This window comes from Nodosilinea sp. P-1105 (assembly GCF_012911975.1).
GTDB lineage: Bacteria > Cyanobacteriota > Cyanobacteriia > Phormidesmidales > Phormidesmidaceae > Nodosilinea.
Genome location: NZ_SMDQ01000002.1, coordinates 60,991 through 87,916 on the forward strand (window position 1 = coordinate 60,991; position 26,926 = coordinate 87,916).

30 protein-coding genes, 1 pseudogene and 1 riboswitch are annotated in these 26,926 nt (G+C 55.3%); of the genes and pseudogenes, 12 read left to right on the plus strand and 19 right to left on the minus strand.

Annotated features, from left to right (window positions below):
• Positions 1-31: 31 nt before the first annotated feature.
• Together smpB and E1H13_RS01250 are read right to left on the minus strand one after the other, a co-directional pair.
• Entirely contained in the window at positions 32-502 is a 471-nt protein-coding gene (smpB, locus tag E1H13_RS01245; RefSeq protein WP_169611581.1) for an SsrA-binding protein SmpB, read from the minus strand.
• Positions 503-513: 11 nt separating this feature from the next.
• Positions 514-780: a YciI family protein gene (locus tag E1H13_RS01250; protein WP_169611582.1), complete on the minus strand. Its 267-nt coding sequence runs from the start codon at positions 778-780 to the stop codon at positions 514-516.
• 192 nt (positions 781-972) lie between these two features.
• Here E1H13_RS01250 and E1H13_RS01255 point away from each other — a divergent pair, with 192 nt between their 5' ends.
• The 4 genes and pseudogenes from E1H13_RS01255 to E1H13_RS01270 all read left to right on the plus strand — a co-directional run bounded on the left by E1H13_RS01255 (position 973) and on the right by E1H13_RS01270 (position 4,490).
• The gene (locus tag E1H13_RS01255) at positions 973-1,545 is read left to right on the plus strand and encodes a 2'-5' RNA ligase family protein (RefSeq protein ID WP_169611583.1); all 573 of its coding nucleotides are present in this window, start codon (positions 973-975) and stop codon (positions 1,543-1,545) included.
• Between the two features lie 98 nt (positions 1,546-1,643).
• Positions 1,644-1,722, plus strand: a riboswitch (Glutamine riboswitch).
• Between the two features lie 43 nt (positions 1,723-1,765).
• On the plus strand, positions 1,766-2,218 hold the full coding sequence (locus E1H13_RS01260; protein WP_169611584.1) for a DUF4278 domain-containing protein: 453 nt from the start codon (positions 1,766-1,768) through the stop codon (positions 2,216-2,218).
• A gap of 247 nt (positions 2,219-2,465) precedes the next feature.
• Positions 2,466-3,096 (plus strand): annotated as a pseudogene (locus E1H13_RS27830) (chromosome segregation protein ParM); the annotation flags it as partial.
• 281 nt (positions 3,097-3,377) lie between these two features.
• Positions 3,378-4,490, plus strand: coding sequence for a saccharopine dehydrogenase NADP-binding domain-containing protein (locus E1H13_RS01270; RefSeq protein WP_169611585.1), 1,113 nt, complete (start codon positions 3,378-3,380; stop codon positions 4,488-4,490).
• A 59-nt stretch (positions 4,491-4,549) separates the two neighbouring features.
• On the opposite strand, the gene E1H13_RS01275 is transcribed toward E1H13_RS01270, so the two are convergent.
• The 4 genes from E1H13_RS01275 to E1H13_RS01290 form a co-directional block, all read right to left on the minus strand.
• Entirely contained in the window at positions 4,550-5,263 is a 714-nt protein-coding gene (locus E1H13_RS01275) for a cyanoexosortase B system-associated protein (RefSeq protein ID WP_169611586.1), read from the minus strand.
• A gap of 42 nt (positions 5,264-5,305) precedes the next feature.
• Positions 5,306-6,184 (minus strand): cyanoexosortase B, encoded by an 879-nt coding sequence (gene crtB, locus E1H13_RS01280; RefSeq protein WP_169611587.1) that lies wholly within the window; start codon positions 6,182-6,184, stop codon positions 5,306-5,308.
• Positions 6,185-6,348: 164 nt separating this feature from the next.
• Positions 6,349-6,849, minus strand: a complete 501-nt coding sequence (locus E1H13_RS01285; protein WP_169611588.1) for a hypothetical protein — start codon at positions 6,847-6,849, stop codon at positions 6,349-6,351.
• Entirely contained in the window at positions 6,800-7,654 is an 855-nt protein-coding gene (locus E1H13_RS01290) for a DUF4347 domain-containing protein (RefSeq protein WP_169611589.1), read from the minus strand. Before E1H13_RS01290 ends, E1H13_RS01285 begins: the two co-directional genes overlap by 50 nt.
• Before the next feature lie 452 nt (positions 7,655-8,106).
• Here E1H13_RS01290 and E1H13_RS01295 point away from each other — a divergent pair, with 452 nt between their 5' ends.
• Positions 8,107-8,808: a GntR family transcriptional regulator gene (locus E1H13_RS01295; RefSeq protein WP_169611590.1), complete on the plus strand. Its 702-nt coding sequence runs from the start codon at positions 8,107-8,109 to the stop codon at positions 8,806-8,808.
• A gap of 117 nt (positions 8,809-8,925) precedes the next feature.
• Here the strand turns inward: E1H13_RS01295 and E1H13_RS01300 are convergent, their stop codons facing one another.
• The 5 genes from E1H13_RS01300 to E1H13_RS01320 form a co-directional block, all read right to left on the minus strand.
• Positions 8,926-10,584, minus strand: a complete 1,659-nt coding sequence (locus E1H13_RS01300; protein ID WP_169611591.1) for a S8 family serine peptidase — start codon at positions 10,582-10,584, stop codon at positions 8,926-8,928.
• Positions 10,585-10,588: 4 nt separating this feature from the next.
• Entirely contained in the window at positions 10,589-10,975 is a 387-nt protein-coding gene (locus E1H13_RS01305) for a hypothetical protein (protein ID WP_169611592.1), read from the minus strand.
• A gap of 138 nt (positions 10,976-11,113) precedes the next feature.
• Positions 11,114-11,539 (minus strand): hypothetical protein, encoded by a 426-nt coding sequence (locus tag E1H13_RS01310; protein WP_169611593.1) that lies wholly within the window; start codon positions 11,537-11,539, stop codon positions 11,114-11,116.
• Positions 11,540-12,270: 731 nt separating this feature from the next.
• Positions 12,271-13,077 carry a TlyA family RNA methyltransferase gene (locus E1H13_RS01315; protein ID WP_169611594.1) on the minus strand — a complete coding sequence of 269 codons (807 nt, stop codon included), beginning with the start codon at positions 13,075-13,077 and terminating at the stop codon, positions 12,271-12,273.
• A complete protein-coding gene (locus E1H13_RS01320; protein WP_206069867.1) occupies positions 13,070-13,522 on the minus strand; it encodes a hypothetical protein in 453 nt (150 codons plus the stop codon). The genes E1H13_RS01315 and E1H13_RS01320 overlap by 8 nt, the downstream gene beginning before the upstream one ends.
• 387 nt (positions 13,523-13,909) lie before the next feature.
• Between E1H13_RS01320 and E1H13_RS01325 the strand changes: the two genes are divergently transcribed.
• The 3 genes from E1H13_RS01325 to E1H13_RS01335 all read left to right on the plus strand — a co-directional run bounded on the left by E1H13_RS01325 (position 13,910) and on the right by E1H13_RS01335 (position 15,429).
• Positions 13,910-14,518, plus strand: a complete 609-nt coding sequence (locus E1H13_RS01325) for a CPP1-like family protein (protein WP_169611596.1) — start codon at positions 13,910-13,912, stop codon at positions 14,516-14,518.
• A gap of 84 nt (positions 14,519-14,602) precedes the next feature.
• Positions 14,603-14,998, plus strand: coding sequence for a hypothetical protein (locus E1H13_RS01330; protein ID WP_169611597.1), 396 nt, complete (start codon positions 14,603-14,605; stop codon positions 14,996-14,998).
• A gap of 74 nt (positions 14,999-15,072) precedes the next feature.
• A complete protein-coding gene (locus E1H13_RS01335; protein WP_169611598.1) occupies positions 15,073-15,429 on the plus strand; it encodes a hypothetical protein in 357 nt (118 codons plus the stop codon).
• Between the two features lie 51 nt (positions 15,430-15,480).
• Here the strand turns inward: E1H13_RS01335 and E1H13_RS01340 are convergent, their stop codons facing one another.
• The 3 genes from E1H13_RS01340 to E1H13_RS28250 form a co-directional block, all read right to left on the minus strand.
• Positions 15,481-16,659, minus strand: a complete 1,179-nt coding sequence (locus tag E1H13_RS01340) for a VOC family protein (RefSeq protein ID WP_169611599.1) — start codon at positions 16,657-16,659, stop codon at positions 15,481-15,483.
• 192 nt (positions 16,660-16,851) lie between these two features.
• Positions 16,852-17,178 (minus strand): hypothetical protein, encoded by a 327-nt coding sequence (locus tag E1H13_RS28245; RefSeq protein ID WP_240966350.1) that lies wholly within the window; start codon positions 17,176-17,178, stop codon positions 16,852-16,854.
• Positions 17,171-17,725: an inositol monophosphatase family protein gene (locus E1H13_RS28250; protein WP_240966351.1), complete on the minus strand. Its 555-nt coding sequence runs from the start codon at positions 17,723-17,725 to the stop codon at positions 17,171-17,173. The genes E1H13_RS28245 and E1H13_RS28250 overlap by 8 nt, the downstream gene beginning before the upstream one ends.
• Before the next feature lie 91 nt (positions 17,726-17,816).
• On the opposite strand from E1H13_RS28250, the gene E1H13_RS01350 reads away from it, so the two are divergent.
• The gene (locus E1H13_RS01350) at positions 17,817-18,401 is read left to right on the plus strand and encodes a DUF981 domain-containing protein (RefSeq protein WP_169611600.1); all 585 of its coding nucleotides are present in this window, start codon (positions 17,817-17,819) and stop codon (positions 18,399-18,401) included.
• A gap of 403 nt (positions 18,402-18,804) precedes the next feature.
• Here the strand turns inward: E1H13_RS01350 and E1H13_RS01355 are convergent, their stop codons facing one another.
• Together E1H13_RS01355 and leuB are read right to left on the minus strand one after the other, a co-directional pair.
• Complete coding sequence (locus E1H13_RS01355) at positions 18,805-19,065, minus strand: hypothetical protein (RefSeq protein ID WP_169611699.1); 261 nt, start codon at positions 19,063-19,065, stop codon at positions 18,805-18,807.
• A 112-nt stretch (positions 19,066-19,177) separates the two neighbouring features.
• A complete protein-coding gene (gene leuB / locus E1H13_RS01360) occupies positions 19,178-20,263 on the minus strand; it encodes a 3-isopropylmalate dehydrogenase (protein WP_169611601.1) in 1,086 nt (361 codons plus the stop codon).
• Positions 20,264-20,766: 503 nt separating this feature from the next.
• Between leuB and E1H13_RS01365 the strand changes: the two genes are divergently transcribed.
• Positions 20,767-21,417 (plus strand): YqiA/YcfP family alpha/beta fold hydrolase, encoded by a 651-nt coding sequence (locus E1H13_RS01365; RefSeq protein ID WP_169611602.1) that lies wholly within the window; start codon positions 20,767-20,769, stop codon positions 21,415-21,417.
• A gap of 275 nt (positions 21,418-21,692) precedes the next feature.
• Here the strand turns inward: E1H13_RS01365 and E1H13_RS01370 are convergent, their stop codons facing one another.
• The gene (locus tag E1H13_RS01370) at positions 21,693-23,375 is read right to left on the minus strand and encodes a phosphatidic acid phosphatase (protein WP_169611603.1); all 1,683 of its coding nucleotides are present in this window, start codon (positions 23,373-23,375) and stop codon (positions 21,693-21,695) included.
• A 626-nt stretch (positions 23,376-24,001) separates the two neighbouring features.
• Between E1H13_RS01370 and E1H13_RS01375 the strand changes: the two genes are divergently transcribed.
• Together E1H13_RS01375 and E1H13_RS01380 are read left to right on the plus strand one after the other, a co-directional pair.
• Entirely contained in the window at positions 24,002-24,550 is a 549-nt protein-coding gene (locus E1H13_RS01375; RefSeq protein WP_206069887.1) for a DUF3038 domain-containing protein, read from the plus strand.
• Positions 24,551-24,614: 64 nt separating this feature from the next.
• Entirely contained in the window at positions 24,615-25,910 is a 1,296-nt protein-coding gene (locus E1H13_RS01380) for a DUF4335 domain-containing protein (protein WP_169611605.1), read from the plus strand.
• Positions 25,911-25,918: 8 nt separating this feature from the next.
• Here E1H13_RS01380 and E1H13_RS01385 read toward each other — a convergent pair whose 3' ends face one another.
• Positions 25,919-26,395, minus strand: coding sequence for a ferredoxin (locus E1H13_RS01385; protein ID WP_240966352.1), 477 nt, complete (start codon positions 26,393-26,395; stop codon positions 25,919-25,921).
• Positions 26,396-26,476: 81 nt separating this feature from the next.
• The gene (locus tag E1H13_RS01390; RefSeq protein ID WP_169611606.1) at positions 26,477-26,869 is read right to left on the minus strand and encodes a DUF1257 domain-containing protein; all 393 of its coding nucleotides are present in this window, start codon (positions 26,867-26,869) and stop codon (positions 26,477-26,479) included.
• Positions 26,870-26,926: the final 57 nt, after the last annotated feature.

Sequence of the window (26,926 nt, forward strand, 5' to 3'; positions counted from 1 at the left end):
TTCTGCAAGGCAGTACTAGCTACTGCCTGCCTCAGCCTCGCCCACTCAGGGCTCGTTCCGTCTCGCGCTTCTCTTGCTTGCGCTTCAGGCTTTCTCGCTTGTCGTGCAGCTTTTTGCCTCGGCCTAGGGCAATCGTCACCTTAATCCAACCCCGCTTCAGGTACAGTTTTAGCGGCACGAGGGTTAATCCCTTTTGCTCCACCTTGCCAATCAGTTTCCGAATTTCATCGCGGTGCAGCAGCAGCTTGCGGGTACGCTTAGCTTCGTGGTTATAGACCTTATTGGTCATGGAATGGGGGGACACATGCACATTGTGCAGCCATAGCTCGCCATTTCTAATTTGGGCATAGCCATCCCGCAGATTCACCTTACCCTGGCGAATGGACTTCACCTCTGACCCCAGGAGTTCGATGCCGGCTTCAAAGGTTTCTAAAATTTCGTACTGATGACGGGCCTGGCGGTTATCACTGATTACCTTATATCCGTTGCTAGAATCGGCCACACACGCTCCTCCTATTCCACTACCACCCGCCATTCATGGAGTTCGTACTCCACACAGTGGTGCTTAATCAACGGGTCGGCCGCCACAATGGCTTTGGCTTCATCCAGAGATGCCGCCCGAAACAACAGCATACCACCCCCGAATTCGGCCCAGTAGCCGCTCTTGGCCTGGTAGCCCCGCTCAATCAACCCTTTGACATAGGCCACATGGGCGGGCACATGTTGATCAAACGTAGACTTATCAACAACGCCTTTCTCTATTTTGACAAACCAGGGCATAGGGCACCAAAACTCGCTTAGCAGGACAGGCTATAGCAATTTGCTATGGTTGAAATCATGCCATCGTCCCCAGGGGCCTTCCCAGAAGATTTTCGTTTTTTAAGATTTATACTAAGTCCAGTTCGGGAGCTGGAGTTTTCCCACTGACAAAGCTCCAGGTGTCTGGACTTGGATTTGGTTTAAACCCCGCCTATGGCTTCCCCCCCAGTTGATACCGCCCGGTTTTTTGTCGCCCTACTGCCACCTCCAGATGTGCAAGCACAAATTACCGCCATCAAACAGGACATTTGGCAGCAATTCCACAGCAAAGCCGCCCTCAACTCACCCCCTCACATTACGCTCCAACCGCCGTTTACCTGGCCGTTAGATCGCCTGCAAGCGCTAGAGCAACCCCTGGCGACGCTGGCTCAGCAACATTCCCCTGTGCCCATACAGTTGTCAGGCTATGGCGCTTTCCCGCCCCGGGTAATTTACATCAATGTGCTGCGTCAAGGGCCATTAATGACATTGCAACCCGCCGTGATGGATCACCTTGAAACCCACTGTGCCATTGTGGATGCTGTGGCCAAGCGTCGCCCCTTTGCCCCTCACATTACCGTGGGATTTCGCGATCTAAAGCCTGCGGCCTTCCGTCAAGCTTGGGAGGCCGTGAAGGATCAGCCCTTCTTGGCCCAATTCCTCACTCCGTCCTTGACCCTGTTGCGCCATGATGGCCACAAATGGCAAATTTTCTCCGAGTTTCTACTTAGTCGGCAAAACCCTTAGAGATTAAGGGTTGTGGAGTTTGTGTAGAACCCTAACAATGGGGACTCTTCCTTGACAATCAGCCAAACCGTAGCTTACTATACAGAAGTAATCGGAAAAACGTTCATCTCTCTCATTTTTCTTCAACTGGATCAGAGAGAGACGGAAGTAGGGACTGATCCCCCGAAGGAACGCGCCCCAATTTTTGGATCATCCTTTGATCTTTTTGGAGGCGACTCTTATGAAACTCACTTATCGCGGCGTCAGCTACGACTATACTCCCCCCACAGTGGAGTCCAACATAACCGATGATGTTGGTAAGTTCCGTGGTGTAGATATTCGGTTCCGCACCGTTAAGAAAGCTCCGGTTCAACAACCCACAGTGGACTTAGTTTATCGTGGCGTGGCTTATCAAACGGGTACTCCTGCCGTGGCAGATGCTCCGGCCGTAGAGCCTACCCCTGTAACCACTGCGGCTGTGGCCAGTACTCCTGTCAACATCGAAGACAAAGCACGGATGCAGATGATCAATCGTCATCGTTCTGTGAAGCAGCGTCAGCAAGCGATGTTAGGCCGTCTGGCAACGGAAGCTGGTCTACCGATTGATGCAGCCAAGTACTGGAACCACATTCAAGGTAAGGTGCATCCCAGCTTTTGGGCCACCTATGGCCGTAGTGGTGCCGCAGCTAGCTAAGCTCATCTGCTGCTAACTCATCATCAAAGCCGGAAGAGGTTTGCTCTTCCGGCTTTTTGTTGTGCTTGCTTTAGGATGACACTTGCCGAAATTCCAACCCTAGGGCGGCGATCGCATTGGTCAGGGGCAACGTGATCGCCAAGGTCAGTAAAGGGTTCAAGATCAATGACCATGTCACAAGCTGCTGCTATACCGATGAACCAGGCATCGCCGGAAAAACCACCCAGCGATGCCGCAGCTTCTATCCGACATTTGGATGGTTTATCAGGGCAGTGGCTATGCCATGGGACAACTAGCAGAAGATTTTGGGGCTAATTTAGGGGTCGGCCAGTCTAAAGTTAATGATGCTTTTAGCCAAGGTCTTAGCCTGTATTGGTTATTTCCAATTACAGGATCAGATTTCGGTGGTTTTGGGTCTGCCCTATCACTCCCAGGATCAGTTTGAACGCGAGAAAGAGCAGCTGATGAGCCTACTGCTTGGTCCCCATGTGATGAGCTATCGCGGTGAACCCATGACTGTTCATATCCAGAAGGTTTGGGTGATGCCCGAAGGATATGGCAGCATTCTGTGGAATGAGGTTCAAGCCGCTGACGTTGACTTTACGAAGCTGCCAGTGGCGATCGTATAGCCAGTCCCTGGCGTTAATCGCAGCGGTCAATCAGCCCCAGGGCCAGCGGTTTTACTGTCTCCGGGGAGCTAGTAAGCCCACTAATCTGGATGATCTGTTACCTAACCTCAAGGAGAATTTTCCCCGGGAGATGTGTAACCGCCTGTTGGCTTGGTTCCCGGGGCGGGTTACGGACGTCATTCTCACCGGGGGGGCGGAGAGTTCTTTTGGAGCGATATTCAGCGTTTGCTTAAAGAGGCTAAAATCAATCCAGTGAGTTTGATCAGGCGCTCTTAGCCGCTGTTAAAGCTGAGCTAGTTAAACAGCCGGGCCTGAGTTTTAGCAGCCTTTGTAAAGAAGCCCTGCACCATCTGCTACTGGGCGATCGTCCTTCCTTTAGTCACCCTCCATGGTCTGCCAACCAACGGATTGAAAGCCTAGAAGCCCAGTTATTGAGTATAGAGCAGCGTTTTTTTGCCCAAGAGAAAAAAAGAACTGGCGCAGTGTCAAGAATAGCTGACCCTGGTTATGCTGATGGATCCCTAAACCCTATGGCCCCAAAAGTACTGATTGTCGGTGGTTGTGGCCGGGTGGGTCGGTGCATTGCGGCAGATTTGCGGCGTTATACCCAGTCTGCGGTCACGGTCACAACTCGGCAACCTCGGTCATTTGGGATAGAAGAAGGCTTGTCTGTCCTGACGCTGAATTTAGCGGATCGGGGGGCGGTGGAGGCTGCGATCGCGGCCCATGACCTGGTTATCCACTGTGCTGGCCCCTTTCGCTACCGCGACGACCATGTGCTGCGCAGCTGCATTGCGGCGGGGGTGGATTACCTCGACATTGCCGACAACCCGGACTATGTGACTCAGGCCCAAGCTTTGTCCGATGCTGCCCAGGCGGCTGGGATCACTGCTATTCAAAGCACTGGCGTATTCCCCGGCCTGTCTAACCTAATGGCCCGCCAGGGGGCAGAGGCCCTCGATCAGGCGGAGACGATCCAACTCAGCTATGTGGTGGATGGGTCTGGCGGGGCCGGGGTCACGGTGCTGCGCACCACCTTCCTGGAACTGCAACAGCCAATCAACGCCTGGATCAACGGCCAGCGCCAGCCGGTGGCCCCCTACAGCCAGCGGCAGCGGGTAGAGTTTCCACCCCCCTATGGCCCCTGCGCCGTCTACTGGTTTAACACCATTGAAGCCCTCACCCTGCCCCAGAGCTTGGCGGTACAGACTGTGGTCACTAAGTTTGGTTCTCGGCCCGATATCTATAATTACCTCACCTGGCTAATGGCCCGCTTGCCCCAGGCCTGGCTGACCCCAACGCGGATCGAAAAACTGGCCCAGATTAGCTATGCCATGACCCAGGTGAGCGATCGCCTCAGTGGTACCGGCATCGCCATGCGGGTCGATGTCACCGGCCAATGGCAAGGACAACTCACGACCGCTACCCTGACCTTTACCCATCCCGACACCGCTACCGCCGTCGGCGCTGGCACGGGCCTGGTGGCCCAGCAACTTCTGGCCGGCTACCGCAAACCAGGGGTCTGGCCGATTGAACAAGCCCTGACCCCTGCCGCCTGCCAGACGGGATTACACCAGCGAGACCTGATCGTCACCCTAGAGCATCACCCCGGTCAAACCACGCATGCTAAGCCACCACGCTAGGCTGCGGCTGAGTGGTGGTAGTTAAAATGCCCAAAATTTTATCCACCTCTTTGATGAAGTCAGTACTGAAACACGGTGCTGACCAGCTGTTGCTGAATCTGCTGGATTAGATCTCGGGCCAGAGGCTCATAGGCGTCAAGGTCCGCCTGGGGGGGCGTGGGGATTAACACCGCCACGGCTACCCAGGGGGTAAGGCGACGATCGCTAAGTTGCGATCGCATATTCGCCCAAAACCAGCGACTGGGGGCCGGGTGCCCGCCCCTGGGCCAGGCATACCACTGGGCCACCGCTAGCGACTGATGGTCGTTCTGGGCTTGGAGCCAGCGGGCCTGGATAGTCCCTGATGTCGGGGTCAGAGGCATACGAAGCGATTGGCTCTGTTCAATCTGCCAAGCTTGAACCCCTTGCAGGTCTAACCACTCGATCTGAGGCTGATCGCTATGCCAGGGCTGGGGCCGCAGCAGCACCGCCACAGAAGGTAGCCCCCCTGCTTGGCGGCGATCGCCCTCGGCCTGGTATTCCGCTAAGCTCCAAGCCTGGCGATTGATTGTGACCGGCTGATGGTCAGTCATCTGCCAGCCAGGCAGCGGCAGGCCCTCCTGCTGTAGGGTTTGTAGCCTCTCCATTTGGGCCACCTGGGGCGGGTTGACCCAGGGCCACTGGCCAGTGAAGTAAGCCGGTAAGATTGCGATCGCCGCTAAGCCTGCCAGCCCTATCACCAGAGCCAATTTAAACCAGGCTATGGGCACCTGCCACCCATGGGACTTTGTCACCTTATGCATCTCCCAAAAGCATCTTCGCCAGGGGCACCCCGCTTACACCGACGACGCCCGAGACTGGGCCGTCAGGGTCAGGGCGGGGGGTACCCAGCGGCGAATCCCGACCAGCAAGCCCATCAGCGACAGCAACATCAGGGCTGCATATAGATCTCCCCCCCACCCCTCATGAAGCCAGTCAAACGCAGCTGCCTGTCCAGTGCCGTGAAAATAGCTCAGCAGGGTGTTGCGAATCATGTTAGCGGCCAGACTAACCAGGACCACCATCGATAGAAATAGGCCGGTTTGTAGCCGCGATCGCTGCAAACCAGTCCAGTAGATCAGCATCAGCGCCACATATAAACTCGTCAGCAACAGCTTCAGCCCAGCACAGTGGGGGGCCACCTCCACGGTTTGGCCATTGACATAGAGATACACCTGGTCCACCACCACCTGAATGCCCAACTGGGTCAGCAAAAACCCTGCCCCTGCCGCAATCAACCGCTGCAGGGGCAGCATGTAGGGCTCAATTAAATAGGGCAACTGGGTCGGGGTCGCCAAAGCCAGCAGCAGCAGCGGCATCGCCTGTAACCTTAGGCCTGCCGTTGATTTTAGGCCCAGGCACAGCCCAACCAGCAACAGCGGCAACGACAGGTTCATCCAGTCGGTCAGACGGGTAGCATACATCAGCGCCGCCAGCCCTATGAGCCCCAGCCCCACAGGATGGCAATAGTTGGGCAACTGGACCCATCGATCCCGCTGGGTCCAGCTGAGGTAGGCGGCAAAGGGTAGGCCAATCAACCCATGGCTGAAATACTCGTGTTGAATGCTGATCGTTTTATGCAGCCAACCATCTACCCAGTGCAGCAGCAGCGGCGCGTACAGCAAGGCTAGGAGAGCAACGATGGCCCAGTTTAGGACGAGGTGACGGCGGGACATAGGTGCGGCAATGGCTGTAGACGCGGAGCAGCTTCCCCCAGGGTATGGGGATGGGTGGGGAGTTAAACCACCGGTTCCACCATAACTGGACAATCCTTAGAGGAAGGGAGCCAGGCTTTGCTAAAGGTTCACACATCCCTGAGGCTGAACCCAGCGCTTTTTAATTATTGCGCCCCAGCGCTGAGGGTAATAGTGCCATACCAGTTATTGTTATCAGTGGCCGATTCGTCGGTCGTAGTCGCCTGGTTGTCTATAAATGTAGGCATGGCCCCCAGCGCTCTCACCTGGGGGGTAATACGCCCGTGAGCGGTAGCTTTTGGAGGGGGCACAAAGATGGCACCCCCTTTCCCCTGGCCAGGATTAGCCCCATCCCCAGGGATCGCTTCGTTATGCTTAAACACGGTGTTGTGCAAAATCAGTCGCCCAGCCCGCAAGAAGATGGCACCGCCTAAACCGCCGCCGCCACCGCCCAACCCGACAGACCCATCACCGCCGCCAAAGCCACCATTACCTGGGTTCCCTGGTTCCCCAGGTAAACCAAAGTAGCCCCCGGCCCCACCCCAGCCCCCGGCCTCGCCGCCGCCACCAAGGCCGCCGTTGCCACCGTCGCCACCGTTACCACCGTTGCCCCCCTTCCGGTCCACCATCCCCGCCGTTGCCGCCATTGCCAGCGTTGCCCAACCCCCCAAACCCGCCTCCACCGGCATTGGCGATAGTGCCAATACCGCCAATGCCAATACCGTTGGCCCCGGCGATCGCGCCGCGATTGGCCCTGACCCGGTCATCCACTGTGTCAATGGTGATCCCTTTGGGGGCCACGGGCAGAGCATTAGCCTGGTGAATGGCGGTTCGCAGGGTGCCAGGACCACTGTCCGCCGTCGAAGTGAGGGTAATTTGCTTCAACACCCCGGGCAGGGTGGACAGGGTGGCTGTAGACCAAGGTAAAGGGGTCTGAATCTGACCTAGGAGGGTTTCCAGCACCCAGTCCCCTCCCAGGGCGGCTGGGCCGGTGAGCGTTGTTGAGGCCGCCATATCCGCCCGGGTTAAAGCCTGGACAATCGATAAAAACTGCTGTCCTTCGATCCCCTGAGCCACTTCACAGCCGTAGATCAGCAGGTCGGCCCCAGGGTGCAAATATGATCGCCACTGTTTCAGCTCATCGTTCCACTGCTGCAGGTTGTCGAGTCTCAGCTCTTCTCCTCCCAGGACCAGGCCGCCAGGACGACCGTGGGTCACGAGATGGACAGCCCTAACATTCTGGTGGTTAGCTAAAGCCTGGGTTACCGCCGCCAACCCCTGGCCCGACGATACGACCACCGTTTGGTGATCGGCTGACAGCCCCTTTTGCCATGGGGCCTGATTAGCCAGGGTGCTATCGATCACGACAATGTCTGACGTCCCTCGCCAGTGAGCTGCCGCCAGCCCTCCCCAGTCAGGAAACCACCGAAGGCTACTAACCAGCCCCACCATCAGAATCAGTCCCAGGGTGATTAGCCTCGCCCTAAATCTCTTTTGCCGGGAAAATGAAGCTCGTTGTCCACCGATAACCCTGTCCCCGGGGTGATGGCCCTGACCTCCCGATTGGATAGAGTTATGGATGGTTTTACCCCGATTCTGCTGAGGCTGCCCCATGGTGCTACTGACCCTGTCTGAGCGTTGCTCGATGTTAGATATAGCCCCTAGACCGAGAAAAATCTACCGCTTTGCCTAGTCTCCTGGCAGAACATCTGGTTCCACCGACAATCAGAAAACCCTCGTCTATCAAGGCTTCAGGAGGCCCGGTTCACCAGCTGAAAAGGGTAGGGTGGGAACCTTGGCCCGTTGATCTCTGACATTTGATCATCGATCAGAATTGTCAAGCGTTGTTACCCCACTTTTTCATTCATCTTTGTATGATGAGATGGCATACAGCATACAGCCCTATGATCTTATCGTCTCCCCCTACCATTCGCCGTGGTAAGTCTCTCTACGAGCAGGTTTACCAGGCACTGCGATCGGCTATTTTAACGGGGGAGCTAGCCCCTGCCGATCGCTTGGTAGAAACTCAGTTGGCCGAGTGGCTACAGGTAAGCCGTACCCCCCTGCGGGAGGCCCTACGCCAGTTGCAGCAAGAAGGGTTGGTGACGGCTGATATTAGCGGCGGCTTGCGGGTGACGACAATTACAGCGGCGGACGCCCGTGAGCTTTACGACTGTCGCTTAGCCTTAGAATGTTTGGCGGTGACTGGGGCCTGCAACCACGCTACCCCCGAGCAACTTCAACGAATCAAAGCCTGTGTGATGCAGGCCGAATCTATCGGTGCCCTCAGTCCCGAGAAGCCCGACCAGTTGTCGCCTCAACAACTGTTAGATGTAGATTATCAGTTCCACCATTTAATTGCCGAAAGCTCAGGGAATCAACGGCTGATTACCTTGTTAGACAGTCTGTTTGATGCCATGGCCCTATTGCGCATTCAAACCCTAAAGCAAAATCCCAATGTGCTGGACATTCGCCTAGAGCACCGACAAATTTATGACGCCATTGCTAACCGAGACCCAGAGCAGGCTACAGCCGCCATTACTAGCCACCTGACAGCTAGTAAACAACGGGTGGTAAGAGAAATTGAAAGCTATCAGCGTGAGTGATGATTCCAATAGCCTGGGGCCAGCGCTTAGCCTGGTGGCCAGTAGCATCTACTGCCCGATCACAAACCGCAGGATGATGCGCTGACCACTCCAATAGGAACCCTGTTAAGGGCAGTACTAGGTCTCCACTTGCGATCGCAACAGCTTTAAAATCTGTTGTAACAACTCCTCTATTTGGGTCCAGGGGCTGTCAGGGGTATCTGCATCAGGAGCCTCGGGAGGAATCTTCAAGGCTTTGAGCACTTGAGGAAGTCCATGCCCTTGATAGGGATAAGGCAGGCCCAGATCAACAGCACTCTCTCGAATAGCTTGAAATAAAGCGTTGACCCGGCCCCGTTCGCGGGACATCGCCCGGATATCTGACCGGGCTTCAAGGATAAGGGCCGCTAAACCAACCACATGGGGGCAGGCCATTGAGGTACCATCCCAGGCGGCATAGGCGTCAGCCTCGGCCGATACCGCAGAGACCACAGCCACACCAGGGGCGCATACATCCAAACGCTGATTAACGTCAGCAAAACAGGTAAATTTAGCTGTGAAGAACTTACCATCAGCGCTTTTGTGCGCCCCAACTTGTCGAATATGGGCACTGCTGCTGGGGAACGTATCCACCTGACCAATGGCCGATACCGCCAATACATCGTCATAGGCAGCAGGGTACTGAAGCTTGGTAGCTGAATTGCCAGCCGCCGCAATACAAGCAACCCCAGCATCGGTCACCTCCTGAATCTTTTGCTCCAGCAGTTCAGAGTACGTACTACTCCCCAGGCTGAGGTTGACGATATCAACCCCAGCAGTCATACATTCATTCAGGCTGTTAATCAGGGCAGAGAATGTACCTCCCGGAAAGATTTTGCACACATGGTAATCGGCTTCAGGGGCAAACCCTCGAATTCCAAACTCATCCATGAGGCCAACAATCACGCCAGCAACATGGGTACCATGGGCCATCGGATCAAGTTTCCAACTGGTAGGGGTAGCCTCCGCCGTAAAGTCTTTACCGTTAGCGTGGTCGCCAAGGTCTTGGTGGTCAATGTAGCCTCCTGAGTCAATAATGCCGATTTTAATGCCGTTGCCTCGGTAGGGAATTTGAGCATCGCCCAATCCCATGGCTTTTTGGCCCCAACCCAGACTCTCAGTCTGTGGAAAATCCGCCAATGTTTGGTCAAAAGCCTTGAGGGCAACAACGTTATCTTGACCAGGTCGCAGAACTGGTTGATCGAGCCAAAAGCTCCAGTAATTGGCGGCGGGCCTAACCATTAGGCCACTAAGGGTATCGGCGGTTTCGCCATAAAGGGTTAAGGTGATCCGACCAGCCGCATCGGTAATTCCATCGGCATACCAGAGGCTGCCGATCAAAGTTACATGGGCATTGGCAATCGGCTGCTGGGTTTGACTGTCTCGGATCATCAACGGGATCGTTAGCTCATCATCCTTTAATGGAATCAGGTTGGCTTTAAAGTTAGGGACTATCGGCAGATCGATACCTGTCGGCTTAAATAGGTCTAGGGGCCGATCTTCCTCAACAATTAATCGGCCGTCATAGGCCCTTTTTAGATTTTCAAATCTCTCCAGTGACATCTCTGCTACCAGCAACTCTGTCTTACCGTTATGGGAAACAATTTTTTGCAAGAGTTGAATATTTAGGCTAGGGAATATGTCCCGGGCAAGAACATCAAGGTCTAAGCTCTCTAACTCTAGAGCCTGAAACCTCGGCTTACCAATCAAGGTTTTAATGTTACGAGATACTGGCTGATACTGTAATGAATTGGACATAACTTCAGACCTCTTCTATAGGCAAAACTTGGGATAACAATGCTTTGACTTGATCGACTAATTGATGTAGTCGGGCGTTCTTATCACGATCTTGGCCAGGTGGTGATTCTTTTAATGTAGAAATCATCTCTAGAGCTGCCTCCAAATTTGAGATCAGGGCTGCAATCTTAGTCTGACGAGCATTGGCAGCCGACTGGGTCGGCTTAATGTTTGGGAGGAGGGGCTGTAGATCAGCCATTTCTGCTTCCAACTCTGCTAAAAGTTGAGCCCCCGACTGGCTCTTCTGACTCAACTGTGATGGAGGTGAACCAAAGGCTAATGCAAACTCCTGGTCAAGACTTTGCATTAGCTCTTCTATACCAGGGGAATTTTTATTCTGGGAGTTTGGCATGGGAATCTCCATTTTTTAACACGGCAATCTTGAGTTAAAATTCTCCAAAAAATGAATTTTTTGAAGAAAAAAGAGAGTGACTTAGACTCCAATATGACCGGAAAATTTAAGTCACTCTCCATGACAGTAACTATTACTTTACTTGGTTGTACACTTGCGAATGCAGAGAATAGCTCGACCAGCTATATAGATGGCTCGGGCATATTTTTTGTCTCTGAAAGCTTGTACAGCCTGACGGACAAGATTTACACAACTGGTGCAATTGCTGCCGATTCGACGAATGTACTCATAGAGACGTTTAATCAGCTTGGCTGCCCTGGATTTAAGGAGGTTGCTAACAAAAGCAGCTTCCACAGCATTATCTGCTAGGGAATTTAAATCCATAGTCCCAGCATCAGCCCCAAAGCCCGCTGCTTCCATATCAGCATCTAGGGCAGAAAGCATATCCTGTGCTTCGGATGAAAGGTTAGCCTCAAGAGTAATTAGCTCATAAAGGTCAGGATCTAATGCTGCGAAGTCAGCATCAAAGGCGTCGACATCAAAAGTATCTACACTAAAAGTCATGGGTCGTAATCCTCGTAGTTAGTTATGTGTTTGAGCGTTAGGCATCGTTTAATCCGGATGTTTTGATTGCCTTATGAGACTAAATTAGCCGCTGAAAATACATGCGAACAGTACACAAAGGGGTGATATTATTGTTCTCTGATTCGAGTTTATTAAGATCTGAGATTATTTTTCAGATAGAGAAATTCATTGTGTTTAAGGTGCTGAATATCGATCTTTTTCAAGAAGGCTTCAGGGGTATCAACGCAAGGCGAGAAGCATACACACTGATCGCTCTGTGTATCAGTCTTGGACGATGCCCTTCGACAGGCTCAGGGCGAACGGTTTGAGTGCATCCCACTTTTGTAGCCCTCACCCTAAATCCCTCTCCCAGAGCGGGAGAGGGACTTTGAATCCGGCCCCCCTTCTCCCATTTTGGGAGAAGGGGCTGGGGGATGAGGGTAAATTTGCATAACTGGGATGCACCCGAACGGTTTCAGCGCGCTCGGGCTGAGCTTGTCGTTCACGAAGTGGCTCCCAGAGGGCGCAAGCCCATTACTGACGCAACCTGTCCCGGCTTAAGTTGATACCCGGCTTCAGGCTCTTGGCGTGATCGAGGCTATTTGCCAACCCTTTCTTCGCTGGTAAAGCTCTGCTATCACACCGTCATGGCCAAAGACCAAAATCAGGCCCCTAGACGGAGCCATAAACAGTGCCGCCTAGGCAAAACGGGAATAGCGGCGCCATAGTACTTATCCAAGGGCAGACTGGGCGGCCTGGGTGATGGCGTATAAATCAACTGGGGCCGCTTCAGGGATAGATTCAGCTAACCACAGCAGGTATTCAAGATTGCCAGCGGGTCCCACCAGGGGAGACCAGGTGATTCCTTGGTACTGCCAGCCTAGGGGTTGGGCACTGGCCAGGACAGCCGCGATCGCATCCGCCTGATCCCGAGGATTGCGCACTACCCCTTTCTTTCCTACCCGATCGCGCCCCACTTCAAACTGGGGCTTCACCAGCAGTACCACTTCACGGGGGGGAACCAATAGCGCCCACAGGGCAGGCAACACCTTGGTCAACGAGATAAACGACACATCCATCACCCCCAAGTCGGGGCGAGGGTCATTGTCGCGGTAAAGCTGGTCGGGAGTGAGGTGGCGCAGATTCGTGCGTTCTCGCAACACCACCCGGGGGTCCTGACGCAGGGACCAGGCCACCTGGCCATAGCCCACGTCAATGCCGTATACCCGCTCCGCCCCCGCTTGCAGCAGGCAGTCGGTAAAGCCCCCGGTGGAAATGCCACCATCTAGGGCAATGCGGTTAGGGACTGTAATGGGAAATTCGGCCAGGGCCTTGGCCAGCTTTTCGCCCCCTCGCGATACAAAGGGCGATCGCGCCTTCACCTTGACCTCAGCATCGCTGGCAATCGGGGTACCGGGTTTATCCACCACCGTCTGGTTGACCTGCACCTCCCCCGCCCGAATCAGCCGCTGAGCTAGCTGCCGCGACTCGCACAGCCCCCGCTCCACTAGCAGGGTATCTAAGCGTTGTTTAGCCACCGGTCTGCCCCGTTGCCGCTTGCCGCTGCCCCCGTTGGCGAGCGGCCAGTTGCTCAAGCTGCTGCTTGACTAACACTAGGCCCGCTGGAGTCCCCTGCTGGTTATAGAGATCACTGGCTTTGACCAGGGCCGCCACCGCCAGTCCGTCATTGCCGAGGTTGGCATAGGCTAAGCCACTGTTGTGGTAGGCCTCAGCACAGGTCGGCTCTAGGCTAACCGCGCGGGAAAAAGCCTCCATCGCTGGGCCGTAGCGCCCCCACTGAAAGGCATCACACCCTGACTGGAACGCCGTTCTGGCCTGGTCTGACAGGGGCAGGGAGGGCTCCAGGACGGGCATGGCAAACAGCACACTGTTGCCCAAGGGACGACGATAGGCCCACAGCATTGAGCCCATCCCCACCCCCAATATCCCCAGCACCACCGCTAGCCAAATTCCCAATTCCATCAGTTGTTTGTACCCCGCCACCGGATGAGATATTCAGGCTAATTGTAGGTCATCACTGGCCGCAGGTTGATCTCAGGGGCAGACCTGTGGCCTGATCCCGATGTCTTCCCAAACAAAATATTGCAGCCCCTGACTCATTCCCAGTCCATGACCTAAGATGGGGCCAGGGATGGCCTAAGGTTGGGCAGGTATTCCCTATTTGTAGGGTGGCTAGTTACACTGGAATCTAGAGAAATCGTTATCTGACTTGGTAGATTAAATCTAAGTCCAAGTCCAGGCGCGGAATTTTGCCTGTGGAAAAACTACAGATCCCGAGCTGGGCTTGGTATAGCGTTGTTACTATGGGCTGTTGTTGTCACGTCGTCTGGGGGTCTTGGAGTTTTGCAGATGAGCAATAAAAATTCGTATGAATTGCTAGGGTTGACAGAGGCCTCCACCTTTGAGGAGATCCAGGAGGCGCGCGATCGCATGATCCACGAGTGCGGCGACGAACCCAAACAAAAAGAGGCCGTCGAAGCGGCCTATGACGCTATCTTGATGGAGCGGCTGCGGCTGCGCCAGGAAGGCAAAATCAAAGTGCCCGATCGGATTCGTTTTGCTGAAAATATTCCTGACCTACCCCCTTCGCCCAAAGCAGCGCCTAATTTATCCCGCCCCGAGTGGCTATCGAACCTGGTGGATACCCCCAGCCGAGATGAGGTGCTGTGGCCAGCCATCACCTTCGGAGGGTTAGGTCTATTTGGGTTCTATGCCCCCTCCTTTGCCTTGGCCATCGCCATTGGGGCCGCCATTTATTTCCTCAATCGCAAAGAAAATCGCTTCTGGCGCTCTGTGTTACTCACCATCGGCGGGCTGGCGGCGGGCTTGACCCTGGGGCTGACAGTGGGGCAGTTGTTGATTCCCCAAGGAGCACAGATGGCCTGGGCCAGTACTGATGCGATCGCTGCGGCGGTTACCTGTCTTTCCCTGTGGACGGTCAGCAGCTTTCTGCGATAAGCCACCGCGCGGCTGGGCTAATCGAGGTGGGTAGCGAGATATAATTGGATATATACACAGCCTTGATTATGGGTCAGTAGAGTTATGTTGCATCGTTGGATCGACATTGTTAACCCAAAGCGTTCAAGGGCTGGAGCATCTAAGCCCTCTGATCAAGCTGAAGCGCGGGTCGTTATCGGTGCTGATGTGGCTGATCAGCGTGAGGGAACCGACGAAGGGGCTAGCCTGTTTATGCAAACTGAAGATGGCACCTTAAAAGCTGTAAAGCTGAAAACGCGGTCAGGGGCCTCGGGGGTAACATCACCAGGGTACCAACATCTCTACTCCAAAGCCCTAGCTAGGTATATTATTGATCAGGAAAAAAAAGGGAATAAGTTTTTTATTCAGCAACCAGGAGGGTCGATTAAGCGCTTCTCTGTGGTTAGAAATCCCATTGAGCCTTTTTCTAACCGCCATGGAATTGTTGCTGAGCAAGCCTGAGGCCAGCCGCCAAGTTCTCCTTCGACGTTCACTGGTAACGTTTGATCTAGGACTGTGGAGGATTTAAAAGTGCTATGGCCCCTGAGGACATTCCCAACGAGATTGATTCAGGCGAGCAATCGCCAGATGATTTTGCCTTTGTCTCGGAAGAGTTAACCTCTCAAGAAAAGGAGAGCCTAAAAAGCCACCTACTCAGAAGTCGAGAGGAAACCCGCTCAGCCATTGCCAAGCGACTGATCGCGTTACTGGGGATTACGGTTGCCTCTACCATTATTCTGTCCGGCGTTGTGATTTTAACGCCTTCCAACGATAGCGATCGAGACAGTAAATTTACGTTTTCGAAGGATGTGTTTTCTATTTTGCTCAGCACTCAAACCGGGTTGATCGGGGCGGCTTTAGGCTTTTACTTTGGCAGTAAAGAAGATGGGTAGTCATGGATATTAGGGAGTCCAGAACGCCGGTCCGGTAAAGATCTTAGGGTTCTACCCTGAGATGCCCGGAAAAGTGTCCGGACTATTGTCCTGACTGATAGAGTCGTGATTAAACGCTAAACTGCCCCGTTTAGCCTGCTCGCGCTCGATCGCCTCAAACAGGGCCTGAAAATTACGTTCCCCAAACCCTCGCGCTGCGATCGCCACCCCATCGTTCGACACCACCTGTCGCTGAATAATCTCAAAAAATACTGTCGGGATCGCTAAAAACGGTTGGGTAAACGTTTGCAGCAGTCGCACCTGGGGCAAATGGGCTTCCCAATCGACTAAAATTTGCAATTCTGCCAGGGCCTCATCCAGATGGGCATCGGGCTGAAACCCCTGACGCCGGGGTAGAGCGTCGTAATAGGTGGGAGGCACCTCTAAAAATTGCACCCCGGCCCAGCGCAGATGACCGACGGTACGCAAAATGTTGCCGGTATGCAAGGCCACATGCTGCACCCCAGCCCCCCGATTCCAGTAGAGAAACTCCTCCACCTGGGAATTCACGGTCGTGGATTCATTCACGGGAATTTGGGCTCCCCCATGGGGGTGGGCTAACACCTGGCTGCGCAGGCCTGATTTGGCCGTATCGATAGCAAATCGCTGCTGGGGTTGAAAGCCCAACTGCCGAATGTACCAGTCTGTAGCCAGGGGCAACTCGCCTTTGGCCACATTCAACACCGCATGGTCGATGCGATCGAACGGTAGGTGGTCTGGGGATGGCGATGGTCCAAACGGGATACCAGGCACCCATCCTGGGGGCTGATGGGTTTGCACCAGAGTGTGGCGCAGATTTCCCCACCCCTGGACCTGGCACCAGCGCCCTCGCCCCTGGGGATCGACCTGGATCGACTGGAGCACCTGTCCCCCCCCTTGCCTTACCTGCCCTAGGGTTTGATCTAGATCAGCCACCCGCAGGGCGACATCTCCGATGCCGGGGGGGTGTTGCCTAAGATAGGTGGCTATAGGGTTGGTGTCGCTGTTGTCAGGGCTGCTCTCAGGCTCTTGTCGCCCTGGCTGGGGCGCGATCGCCCCGGGGGTACTAAACAGCAAAGGGACTTGGCCCAGATAAATCAAGACAGTCTGGCTGATGCCCAGATCAACGACCGTGCCGCCCCACTCTTTAAGAAAGCGATCGCGCCAGGGACCGACATCATCAACATAAAAGTGCAGGTGGTTGAACTCCATGGGGGCAACATGCTGGTAAAGACGGTGGAGAGTCGGGCAACGTATGAATCCAGACAGACAGCTGAGATGGCCTACCCTAACGGCTGGACTCCCCCCACACTGTAATGACATCCTATAGCCCTGTCAGCCTCCCCCAAAGGCTTGATTTGTCTAAACCTTTTCCTTTGGGGCAAAACGAGCGTCACGACCGGCCTAGGCCTGGGCTAGACGGACTGCCGCCAACAGGTCACTGTGGACCTCTGGGGAGGACGCGATCAGCAGCCCAGGTCGCATATAATCGTCGCAGGTGTGCAGCAGAGGCGGTGGATCGCCGGTTAGGGTAGTGACGATATGCCCCATTTCTTCAGCCATAAAGGCCAGGGCAGCCCCATCGATAAACTGTCCCCTGGCCAGCACAGCTCCAGTTAAATCGCCACTGAGCAGACCGTTAAAGTTGGGAATTGGAGCCGTTTTAGAGTAGTCCGTTTTGGTGTGGTAAACCCGGTAGCGATCGCCCAGGTGAGGCCCCAGATCACCCATTTGCCAGCCTAGGCAAATGGCCGGGTTTTGGGGCATTAATTCGCAGGGGCTCACAGTCTTCAAGGGCCTGGTGTAGCCGTCCCCGAAAGGTTCCCTGCCCCCTGAGGGTATAGTAATACAGGTCTTGGCCAGGGGTAATCGCCAGGGCCGCTTCATAGTCATCATGGTTGAGCACGGCCAAAATCACCTGATAGTTGCGGTGTCCATCCAGATAGAACTGGGTGCCATCGATTGGATCCAGGGTAATTAAATAGTCCCCTTGGGGGCCTAAATCTGTGGCTCGAAAGTACTTGGTGTTATAGGTTTGCTCATGTTCCTCGCCATAGAACCGCACCTGCGGAAACAGGCCGAGCAACACCACTTCCACCATAGTCTGGATAGAAAGGTCAGCATCGCTGAGGGCAGAGGCGAAGAAATTGTCGCCGCCCTCAGCCTTGTCAGGTTGGGACTGAATTTGGGTCTGAATCTGGTGGGCATAGGCCCCAGCGGTGGTTAGATAAGGCAGCAGGGTCGCCAAGAGGTGGCGGGGTGTCGGATGAGTTGTCATAAGTACAGGCAACCATTGAGGCAAAGCATCCCCATTTACGCATGTTTATCCAGGTTTATGATGGGAGGCGTTGCGTCTTGAGCCAGGTTCTATGTTTATTGACTACATTTCCCTGATGCTAATCAACATGGTGGCCGGGTTAGTCCTACTGGCTGATTTTGTCTATCGGGGGTTAGACGGGGCCAATCTCAAACGCTGGATTCCTGGGTTTGGCTTGGTCGGCGGCATTGCTCTGGTCACCGGGTTACACATGACCCTGACCTGGCCCTTGCCCGGCAGCTTTAACATTTCCTTTGGGGAGACCACCCTTTTGTTTGGGGCGCTTTACGTTATGGCGGCGATCGCGATCGCCCAGGGCTGGGATTTACTCACCGTGACTATTTATGGCTTTTTCGCGGGCCTCATGTCGGTGGTGGTGGGCTTGCGCATTATCAGCCTAGAGCAAACCCGTCAGCCCTTCGTGGCCGGCCTAGGGTTTATATTGACGGGTCTGGGAGGAATGTTGTCAGCCCCCACCCTGGTTTACCTGCGCTACAACCAAGGCTGGCGCACCCTGGGAGCTGTGGTGCTGCTGGTGGCAGCCCTGATCTGGACAATCGTCGGTTTCCAAGCGCTATGGGGCCACATGGATAACTTCAGCGACTGGCAGCCTCCCGGGATGATCAATAACGACTAGAGCAGCGTCACGTCTTGAATTTAGGGTTAGCAAATGTAGAGAATTGGTAGCATCAAGGTCCGAAATCCCCTCCTTTGGAGGCCTGTGCTGAGCCTGTCGAAGTAGGTAGGGGTGGGTCAAGCAAGCCCGAAGAACCCACCCCGCCCTCCGGGCACCCCTCCCAGGAGGGGACCACCCCGCCCTTTCCTGCGGAACGCTTTTCCTCGGAACGCTTCGCGAACGCGAACGGGCACCCCTCCGTGGGAGGGGATGGTAAGTCCTGATATGTTGAAGCAAACTCCCTGAAGATAAAAGGCTTTCGCAAACCGCTCAGCCTAATTTTTAGCCTTGACAGACCACTCCCCGACACCCGACACCCGAAATCCTCACCCACGGTGGCCATCTTTTTCCCAGGCCATACCCGTTAATGTAAACCTGGCTCAATTTGACTCAAGGGGATAAAGCATTCGGTGGGCAGCAGTACTGGCTTATCACCAAAAATCAACTTACCCCGGTGGGTTTTGGTGCTGATGGCAATACCAATGGGCCGCTGTATATCTTCCGGATGCACTTCGTAGTACGTACGATAAATTTGACGAGCTGACTTAAGTAAAGCCGGGTTAAGCAAAGCTGGCAGAGAACTGCCATCCGGAGGCGGGGATGTGGGTTGGTTCGGTTGGTTTATTGGACTCGTAGACGGGGGGGTTTGTAGACCGTACACGGCTCACCTGTGACTCATCTGACACGACTGTAATCGATCTACCCAGGGGCGGCAAACTGTAAAGTTTTATTGCTTTTTAGCCAGCCAGGGCACTCAGCAGAGCATCCCCCATGGCTTTGCAGCCGACCAGGGTCATATTTTCCGCCATGATATCGCCGGTTCGGTATCCCTGATCTAAAACCTTGATCACAGCTTTTTCTAAGCGATCGGCGGCGGTAGGCTGATCCAGGGCATAGCGTAGCATCATCGCCGCACTCAGTACCTGGGCCAGGGGGTTGGCTTTGTCTTGTCCGGCAATGTCAGGGGCTGACCCATGCACCGGCTCGTACACCCCAGGGCCATCGGCCCCTAAACTGGCGGACGGCAGCATACCAATGCTGCCTGTGAGCATGGCGGCGGCGTCAGACAAAATGTCACCGAACAAATTGCCTGTGACGATAGTGTCAAACTGCTTGGGCCAGCGGATCAGCTGCATGGCGGCATTATCTACATACAGGTGGCTGAGGCTAACATCCGGATAATCAGCCGCCATAGCGGTCATGCGATCGCGCCACAACTGCGACACTTCCAACACATTGGCCTTATCCACCGAACACAGTTGTCCTCGCCGCTTTTGAGCCGTTTCAAAGGCCACCTTACCAATCCGATCAATTTCGCTGTCGGTGTAGGCCATGGTGCTAACCCCCCGCTTTTGCCCCGTTTCCGTTTCAAAAATGCCCTTGGGGGTACCAAAGTAAATGCCCCCCGTCAGCTCGCGCACCACCATGATGTCTACGCCTTCCACCACCTCTCGCTTTAGGGAGGAGGCGTCGATCAGTTGGGGCAGAATGGTGGCCGGGCGCAGGTTGGCAAACAGGCCCAGTCCAGACCGTAACGCCAGCAACCCAGTCTCTGGTCGCTGATGCCGAGGCAGTGTGTCCCATTTGTAGCCACCGATCGCCGCCAATAATACCGCGTCGCTATCCTGGCACCGATTCAAGGTTTCCTGGGGCAGGGGTTCGCCGGTTTCATCAATCGCCGCCCCGCCGATCAGCGCCTCCTGGAACTCGAAACTCAGATCCATTTGCCCCCCCAGGGCCTTCAATACATCTACCGTAACGGCCATAATCTCAGGGCCGATGCCGTCACCGGGCAGTAGGGTAATGCGGTAAGAAGAGGTCATAACGTTGGAGAAAGGGAAATGTACGTAGAAGGCATAACGCCGGGGCGAGGCTCTGTTAATGTCAGCCAACCAAGGCTAGCCAACCTACCTGGGCTATGGTCCCCAGGCCCACTACCCCCGACCGATTCAATATCATACCCCCAGGGCGCCCTCACCCTGGCGATCGCCCCATTCCCTCTCGGTACCATTCCCTCCCAGGGCGGACACACAGGTATCTGAAGAACGAAAAACGAAAACAGAAAAACGTAGGGCGTAGCCCGTGCGTAGCAAAGGGAAGGGTCCAAAATTCAAAATCTAAAATCCAAAATTCCCCACCACCGGTGCATTGCGGCCTCAGGTTGATCACCAAGGTCCAGACCCCGACCGCTAATGCACCCTACGATTTCAACAATCCAAAATCCAAAATCCAAAATTCATCCCCCACCCATCCACCCATCCACCCATCCACCCATCCCCCCATCCCCCCATCCCCCCATCCCCCCATCCACCTCCCCACCTCCCCCATGCCCCAATACCTCTACCTCCACGGCTTCGCCTCTGGCCCCCAGTCCAGCAAGGCTCAGGCATTTAAGCGACGCTTTCAGCAGCTCGGGATTCCCTTGCTCATCCCCGACCTCAACCAGGGAGACTTCTCTACCCTCACCCTCAGTCGGCAAATTCAGCAGGTGAGCGAGTTAGTACAGGCCAACCCAGAACCCACAGTGCTGATTGGCTCTAGCCTGGGCGGGCTAACCGCCGCCTGGGTCGCTCAACAGCCTCAGGTCCAGAGTTACCTTACTCAGCTGGTGCTGTTGGCGCCAGCGTTTCAGTTTTTGGACCAGTGGCTGGCGCGATTGGGGCCGCATCAGTTAGACACCTGGCAGACTGAGGGGACGATGCTGGTATACCACTATGCCTATCAGCAATCGTTGCCTTTGCACTACAGCTTTATCACCGATGCCCAAGGGTACGATGATCAGGCATTGACGGCAGAAATTCCCACCTTGATCCTGCACGGCATCAATGACCAGGTGATTGCTATCGAGGCCAGCCGTGCCTATGCCGCTACCCGCCCCTGGGTGACGCTGGTGGCGTTGCCTAGCGATCATGCCTTGGGAGATGTAGAGCAGGCGCTATGGCAGCACACCCAACATTTTCTAGCCTGTTTCGGTTAATCCTTACTCCAGAGGGTGGGCTAGCCCCACCTAGCGGGGGTGGTCAAACCAGCGATCGCACGGGCACCACCACATCTGTAAGAGACTGGACAGTAGGCTCATCCAGAGCGTTGCTTTAGGTTTTCAGACCCAGGCAGCACTGCCAAAAACCATCGCAACTGTCACTGATCAACAGCTGCGATGGCGAGGATATACCTTATCCGGTTTAAGGATGCTGCCCCCAGGTTACGGGATTAGCCTGGGGAAAACTGCTACCGCCGGACGAAGAGAGGGTCCTAGATGTCAACCTGGTTACCGTTGATGCCCTGGAAGCTAAATTGCCCCACAGACTCCCGATAGGTACAGCGAATATCCCGCAGCATGCTGATGGCGAGACACTCACCCAGCAGGTTGCCGCCGGTCTTGATGCCAAAGCCAGGGCGGTTGGCCCCTGCATTCGACCCCGACGTGGTGCCATCAGTGCGCCAGTGCATACCCGCCCCATCCCGGAATAGGGTGACATTCGCAATCAGCTTATTCAACTCACCATGAATGGTTAGAGGTTCACCCCGGTAGTCAGCTAATACCTGACCGCCATCCACAGGCACCTTAGGATTTGGGAACGGACCATCGGCAAAGTAAGCCTTAGCGATAGTCGCCGCCGCAGCCGCAAAGGCTGAGTGGCCGCCAGGGTAGGCGGGGTGAGTGGGCGATCCTTCAGGGAAGCCCATGGGCAGCAACCAGGTACCTTCGCGATCGCCCCGGTTTTGGGCGATATTTTGCTGGCGATTGTGCTCATAGATGCGGTCTAGCACCTGGGTACGACGCCAAACATCAGCCCCTTCGCCAAACAAATCATTGAACTTCTCGTCATGGCAGGGGTTGTCAGTCGTGCCGCCCAAAGCCCCCCGGCGGAATAATTCTAGCCGCTGGGCATAGACCTCGGGCCGCAAGCGACGATGGACACACCACTTTTGGAACCAGGCGTGCTTCAGGGCATAGACACCAGCTATAGCCGCTTGACTAGTGATGTCAGGACCACCCAAGCTACCAAAGGCATAAGCCGTCGTAATTCCCCGGTCATAGGGGGTGGCTTCGGACATCGCTGCACCTAAGCCAAGCAACATGATGGTAGACCACAGCCCAGCCTGGTGGGGAAAGTCGATGTGTACCCACTGCCCCCCGTCCCGCAATGTCGTGATATAGCGCAGCCCATTGATGATATCTGTACCACTGGGGTCGATATCGCCATTATTGACTTGATTCCAGCTGTCTAAGTCAGTCATGTAGTCAAGTCCGGGGCGCGGATAACGCTGCTGCTGCCGAATGGGTTGATTCCCAAAGTTAAAATCTTGCAGCAAAAACTGAGATACATGGGGGCCGACCTCGCAGCCCGCATAGGGACCTCGAAACAGGGTTTGGGGGGTACAGACAAACCCAAACTGTTCGTCAAACCTTAGGGCATTCAGGTCATCGCAGGCGGCGCGAATCAAACCACTGTTGGCGTATTGGTCAAAGGGTACATCGCGGCAGAGGGCCATCCAATAGCGCTCGACCATATCGATCGCTGTATTGCGGCTGGCAAAGGCGGGAGCCGCAGCCATGCGAGACCCGTTAGAATCGTTACCAATCAGCTGGTGAGAGAAGGCATTGAGCGGGTTGGCCAGCCGTCGCACGCCGCCACCCATCTGCACTTGTTCAAGGGCATCTTGGGTACCAACTTGCAGAGCATCTAACAGTGATTGCAGCGAAGCAGGGTCAACGAAGCCGTTGGCATTGTGGGCCAAGGCCTTGGTGAATGACGCAAAACCTGGAAAGCCAATCTGGGCAAACCGCTTTTCATCGTCGTTGATGTCTGGCGCAGTCAGACTAAATTCACCAGAGGCCTGATCACGCTTTTGATCGCGCAGCGTGTTGGCCTCAGTGCGTCGCCCCTCATAGTCGCGCGTCGGTAAGCAGGGATTATTGTAGTCAACCATAGAATTGTTCCTCAATGAATGGGCTAGTGAATCGCCACCAGCAGGTTGAATCGCCTTAACCTCTGGATAGGTTGTCGGGAGTAACATGGCCGTTGGCCCTGCGGGAGCAAGTTGGCGGCGTAAAAACTTGAGTATCGTCCTGTAATCCATAGGGCAAAGGGGGGGTAAATTAACCCAAATCCATGGCCAGACCTGGAGTTTTACCTGTGGGAACACTCCAGTTTCTGAGCTGGACCTGATGTAGAACCCTGTGGCCAAGGTTCCTAAAGCTGCAAGGCACCCCTGATGTAACCGACCCACCCAAGACAGGGCTACTCACGTGAGCTGTGGAAGGAGGTTGCCGTTGCCATGTACCTAAGCCATACACCTACGGTAGAGGGGGCTAACCGCAAATCACAGTACCCGCGCGGGTACTATTACGCTTACGTTGCAGCTCCGCTGTCCCCAACCTCTCGCATCGCCATCTCCACAGGCTGGTCCGCTTTTAATAGCCCTAGATGGCTAACCTGTTTCAAGAACTGCAACCCCTGTGCCACAATTGGCCCAATCCTTTACCGTAAAGACAGGTGGTAACGGTGGAGTCGTCTACTCGTCGGCAACCTGGTGCCCAACCCAGGGATCCTAATCTGTCGGGGGTATCCCCAACCCCCCAACAGCTGCACAACATCAAGGCTCACCTTGACCTGGTGTTGTTGGCCCTAGAAGCCCTGACCGGCCTAGGGTCGGAAGCGATGCTGGCGGCGGCTGAGAGCTTGCAGTTGTCTGAGCTGCTCAGCGATCGCGTTAATCTCTGGCGGCTGCGCCAGGCCAGCCCCCTACGCAAAGGCCAGGGTCGCAAAAAGCTGGATGTGGACGAGGCCCGGGCCTTGGTATTGGTTAGCTGTCATCTGGCGGCCCAGCACCGAGATACTATTCGCCAGGCGGTAGGACGGCTGGAGCAGGCCTTAGAGCAGGGGCACCCCCCCCATCGAGCGGCGATCTTAGGTAACTACCTAGATGCCTTTACGAATGCCTACCAAGAGCGGATGGAGGGGGATCAGAGCTCGACCCCCGATCAGTTAGGGCCGCTGGCCTTGAAACTACTCGTGGATCTGCTGTTTTGTAGCGGTCAGGGGGGTAGCCGCAAGCTGTGGGGGACCCTATTGGATCGCTCTATGCTAGAGCAGCAGGGATGACGAAACAGGGATGACAAAACACGATTCAAACCTAAGAGCAGGGATGATCACAGGGTAAGACTTTATGGCCGCGATCGCATCGCTTACAACCTATAGCTATCAGGCGGGTACCTGCACCCTACGGCTAACCGGGCAACAGTCGCCCCTGAGTCAGGTGTCAGACCGGCCAGTACTGGCGCGATCGCGGTTTGATCTACAACTCTACGCCCCAGTCCTGGCAGCGGCAACAACTCCGGAGGACACAACCTCTGCCGCCCCTAGCCCGACAGCCCAGGCGCAACTCACAGGGCGCGCCCCCCAGTTGTCGGCGTTGGCCCATTTGGTACATCGCTATGTGTCGGTCTACCTTCAGGGAAATGACCTGAGTTTGACGCCAGAGACAGCCCTAGAGGAAGGGGACTATACCTTACAACCCGTAGGACTGATCCGCCACCAGTTAACGGTGGCCCCAGCCAATGGAGACTCTCCGCTAACAGTCACCCTCTCGCTGTTGCAACTGGCGGATCTGGCGGATGTGCTGGAACAGGCCACTGGCGCTGTGCAAGTACTAATCGAGGCTGACTTGCCCAAGAGCAACCCCAGAGGCCGCCCCCGCCTGCCCTTGTGGATTGGTTCGGCAGCAGCGGTGTTAGTGGCGGCCGTACTGGGCGGTCAGTGGTTGACATCGACCCCCAGCCCCGTGGTCTTTTCCCCATCCCCAGACTCGATTGCCGAGCCCGACCTGGAAACGGCCCAAGAGCGCGCCCAACAAGAGCGCGCCATTGACGAGCCGACTGATGACGATCAAGTGGCTGCCCTAGAAGACGATGCCCCGGCTGATCCGGCTGAAACACTCCCCGAACCTGCTCGGGACCCGTTGGCGCTGGATCGACCAGCCCCCCCCTCCCCTGGCACCCGAGCCGACCAGCCCACCGAGGGTCGCCAGCCGAGTCCTCAGCCCGCCACCCCAGAGGCCCAGTCCAGCCCCAGCAATGATGTCTCTAGGGCGCAGCGATCGCGGCCCTTGAGCCTAGAGGAGCCCCCCGAAGCCGACCAGGCCGATCCAGACAGGGCACCCATGGCCGCAGCTCGGACCCCCCTGGTGCCGGGGTCAGAACCGTGGCGAGACGCCCTAGCCCAGCTCCTAGGTCAGCAGTGGCCTGCTACCCCCGATCTTCCTGCCCCCCTACGCTATCGGCTCACCCTTGACGCTGAAGGCACCATCGTCGAACGGCGACCCATGACCGCCGTATCAACCCTGTACCAGAACTCCCCTGACCTGCCTGAAGTGGGTACCGTCCTAGCCGAGGTAGCACCGGGGGAGACAATCACGGTCGAAGCTCGCTTTTTACCCTCTGGGGATGTAGAAATTCTGCTTTAAGGGGGGGGTTAAGTATGACCTGACTTGCCCTTATTTTTAGCCTTGCGCATCCGTAGGGTCGACATAGCCTTATCGACCGGGAAACCCGCCACTGGAATCACCTGGTGCTTACGATCGGCTTCTAGTTGTTTAAGCTCTGTGTAATCCACCCAGTGGATGCAGTCGACAGGGCAGGTATCGATCGCTTCTTGAATCAGCTCTTCGGAGTCACCATCTTGGCGATACACCCGCGATCGCCCATAGTCTGGCTCGATATAAAAGGTATTGCGGGCCACATGGGCGCAGTGCTTACAGCCAATACAGGTAAGCTCATCAACGTAGACCCCTGTTTGCCGTAATTGTCCTCCTAGTTCGGGTTCATAGCCAGTACGGTTGTCGGCCTGGCGCAGATGCCCCCCCAGTTCCGGCTCCAGGCCCGTTGGTGGCTTCGGCGTATCTGGATTAGTCACGTCTGGATTGGTCACGTCTGGATCAAATTCAAGCATTGATCACAAGGTCCTAACAACATCTCCTAAAAACGGCAAAAGGGGCCAATAGCCCCTCTTAGCCATCAGTCTGGTCGCTCATTAGCCATTCCAGCGCTGGACCACCAACCGCACAGAGCCATCAGCTTTCACCTGCTCTTCGGCCAGTTGAAACCCTTGCTTGGTTGCTTCGCTAAGCACAGTGGTATAGGCGTAGCGCTGAGTTACTTGATTTAAAAAGCCCTGAACCGTAAGGGGCTGCTGCCAATATTGCAGGTCAGTTACCAGCTCATAGTCACTCGTTTCAGGATTACGACGAAACCCGATGTCGTAACCGTTATCTTGGGTAATGACCACATCAGCCGTTTCAGTTTGCCCCTGATACCCCTTAACATCACAAGGCCCTGATTTCCAGGGGGTACCTAAATCGGTCAATGCCGCCTTGAGAGACTCTAGGTTGCGGATTTTGGTTTTGATTTGGCTAAAGTGTGACATCGTTTCTTAGGTAACTCTAGATACTAAAGGACTCAGAACTAAAGGGACTCAGGGTAA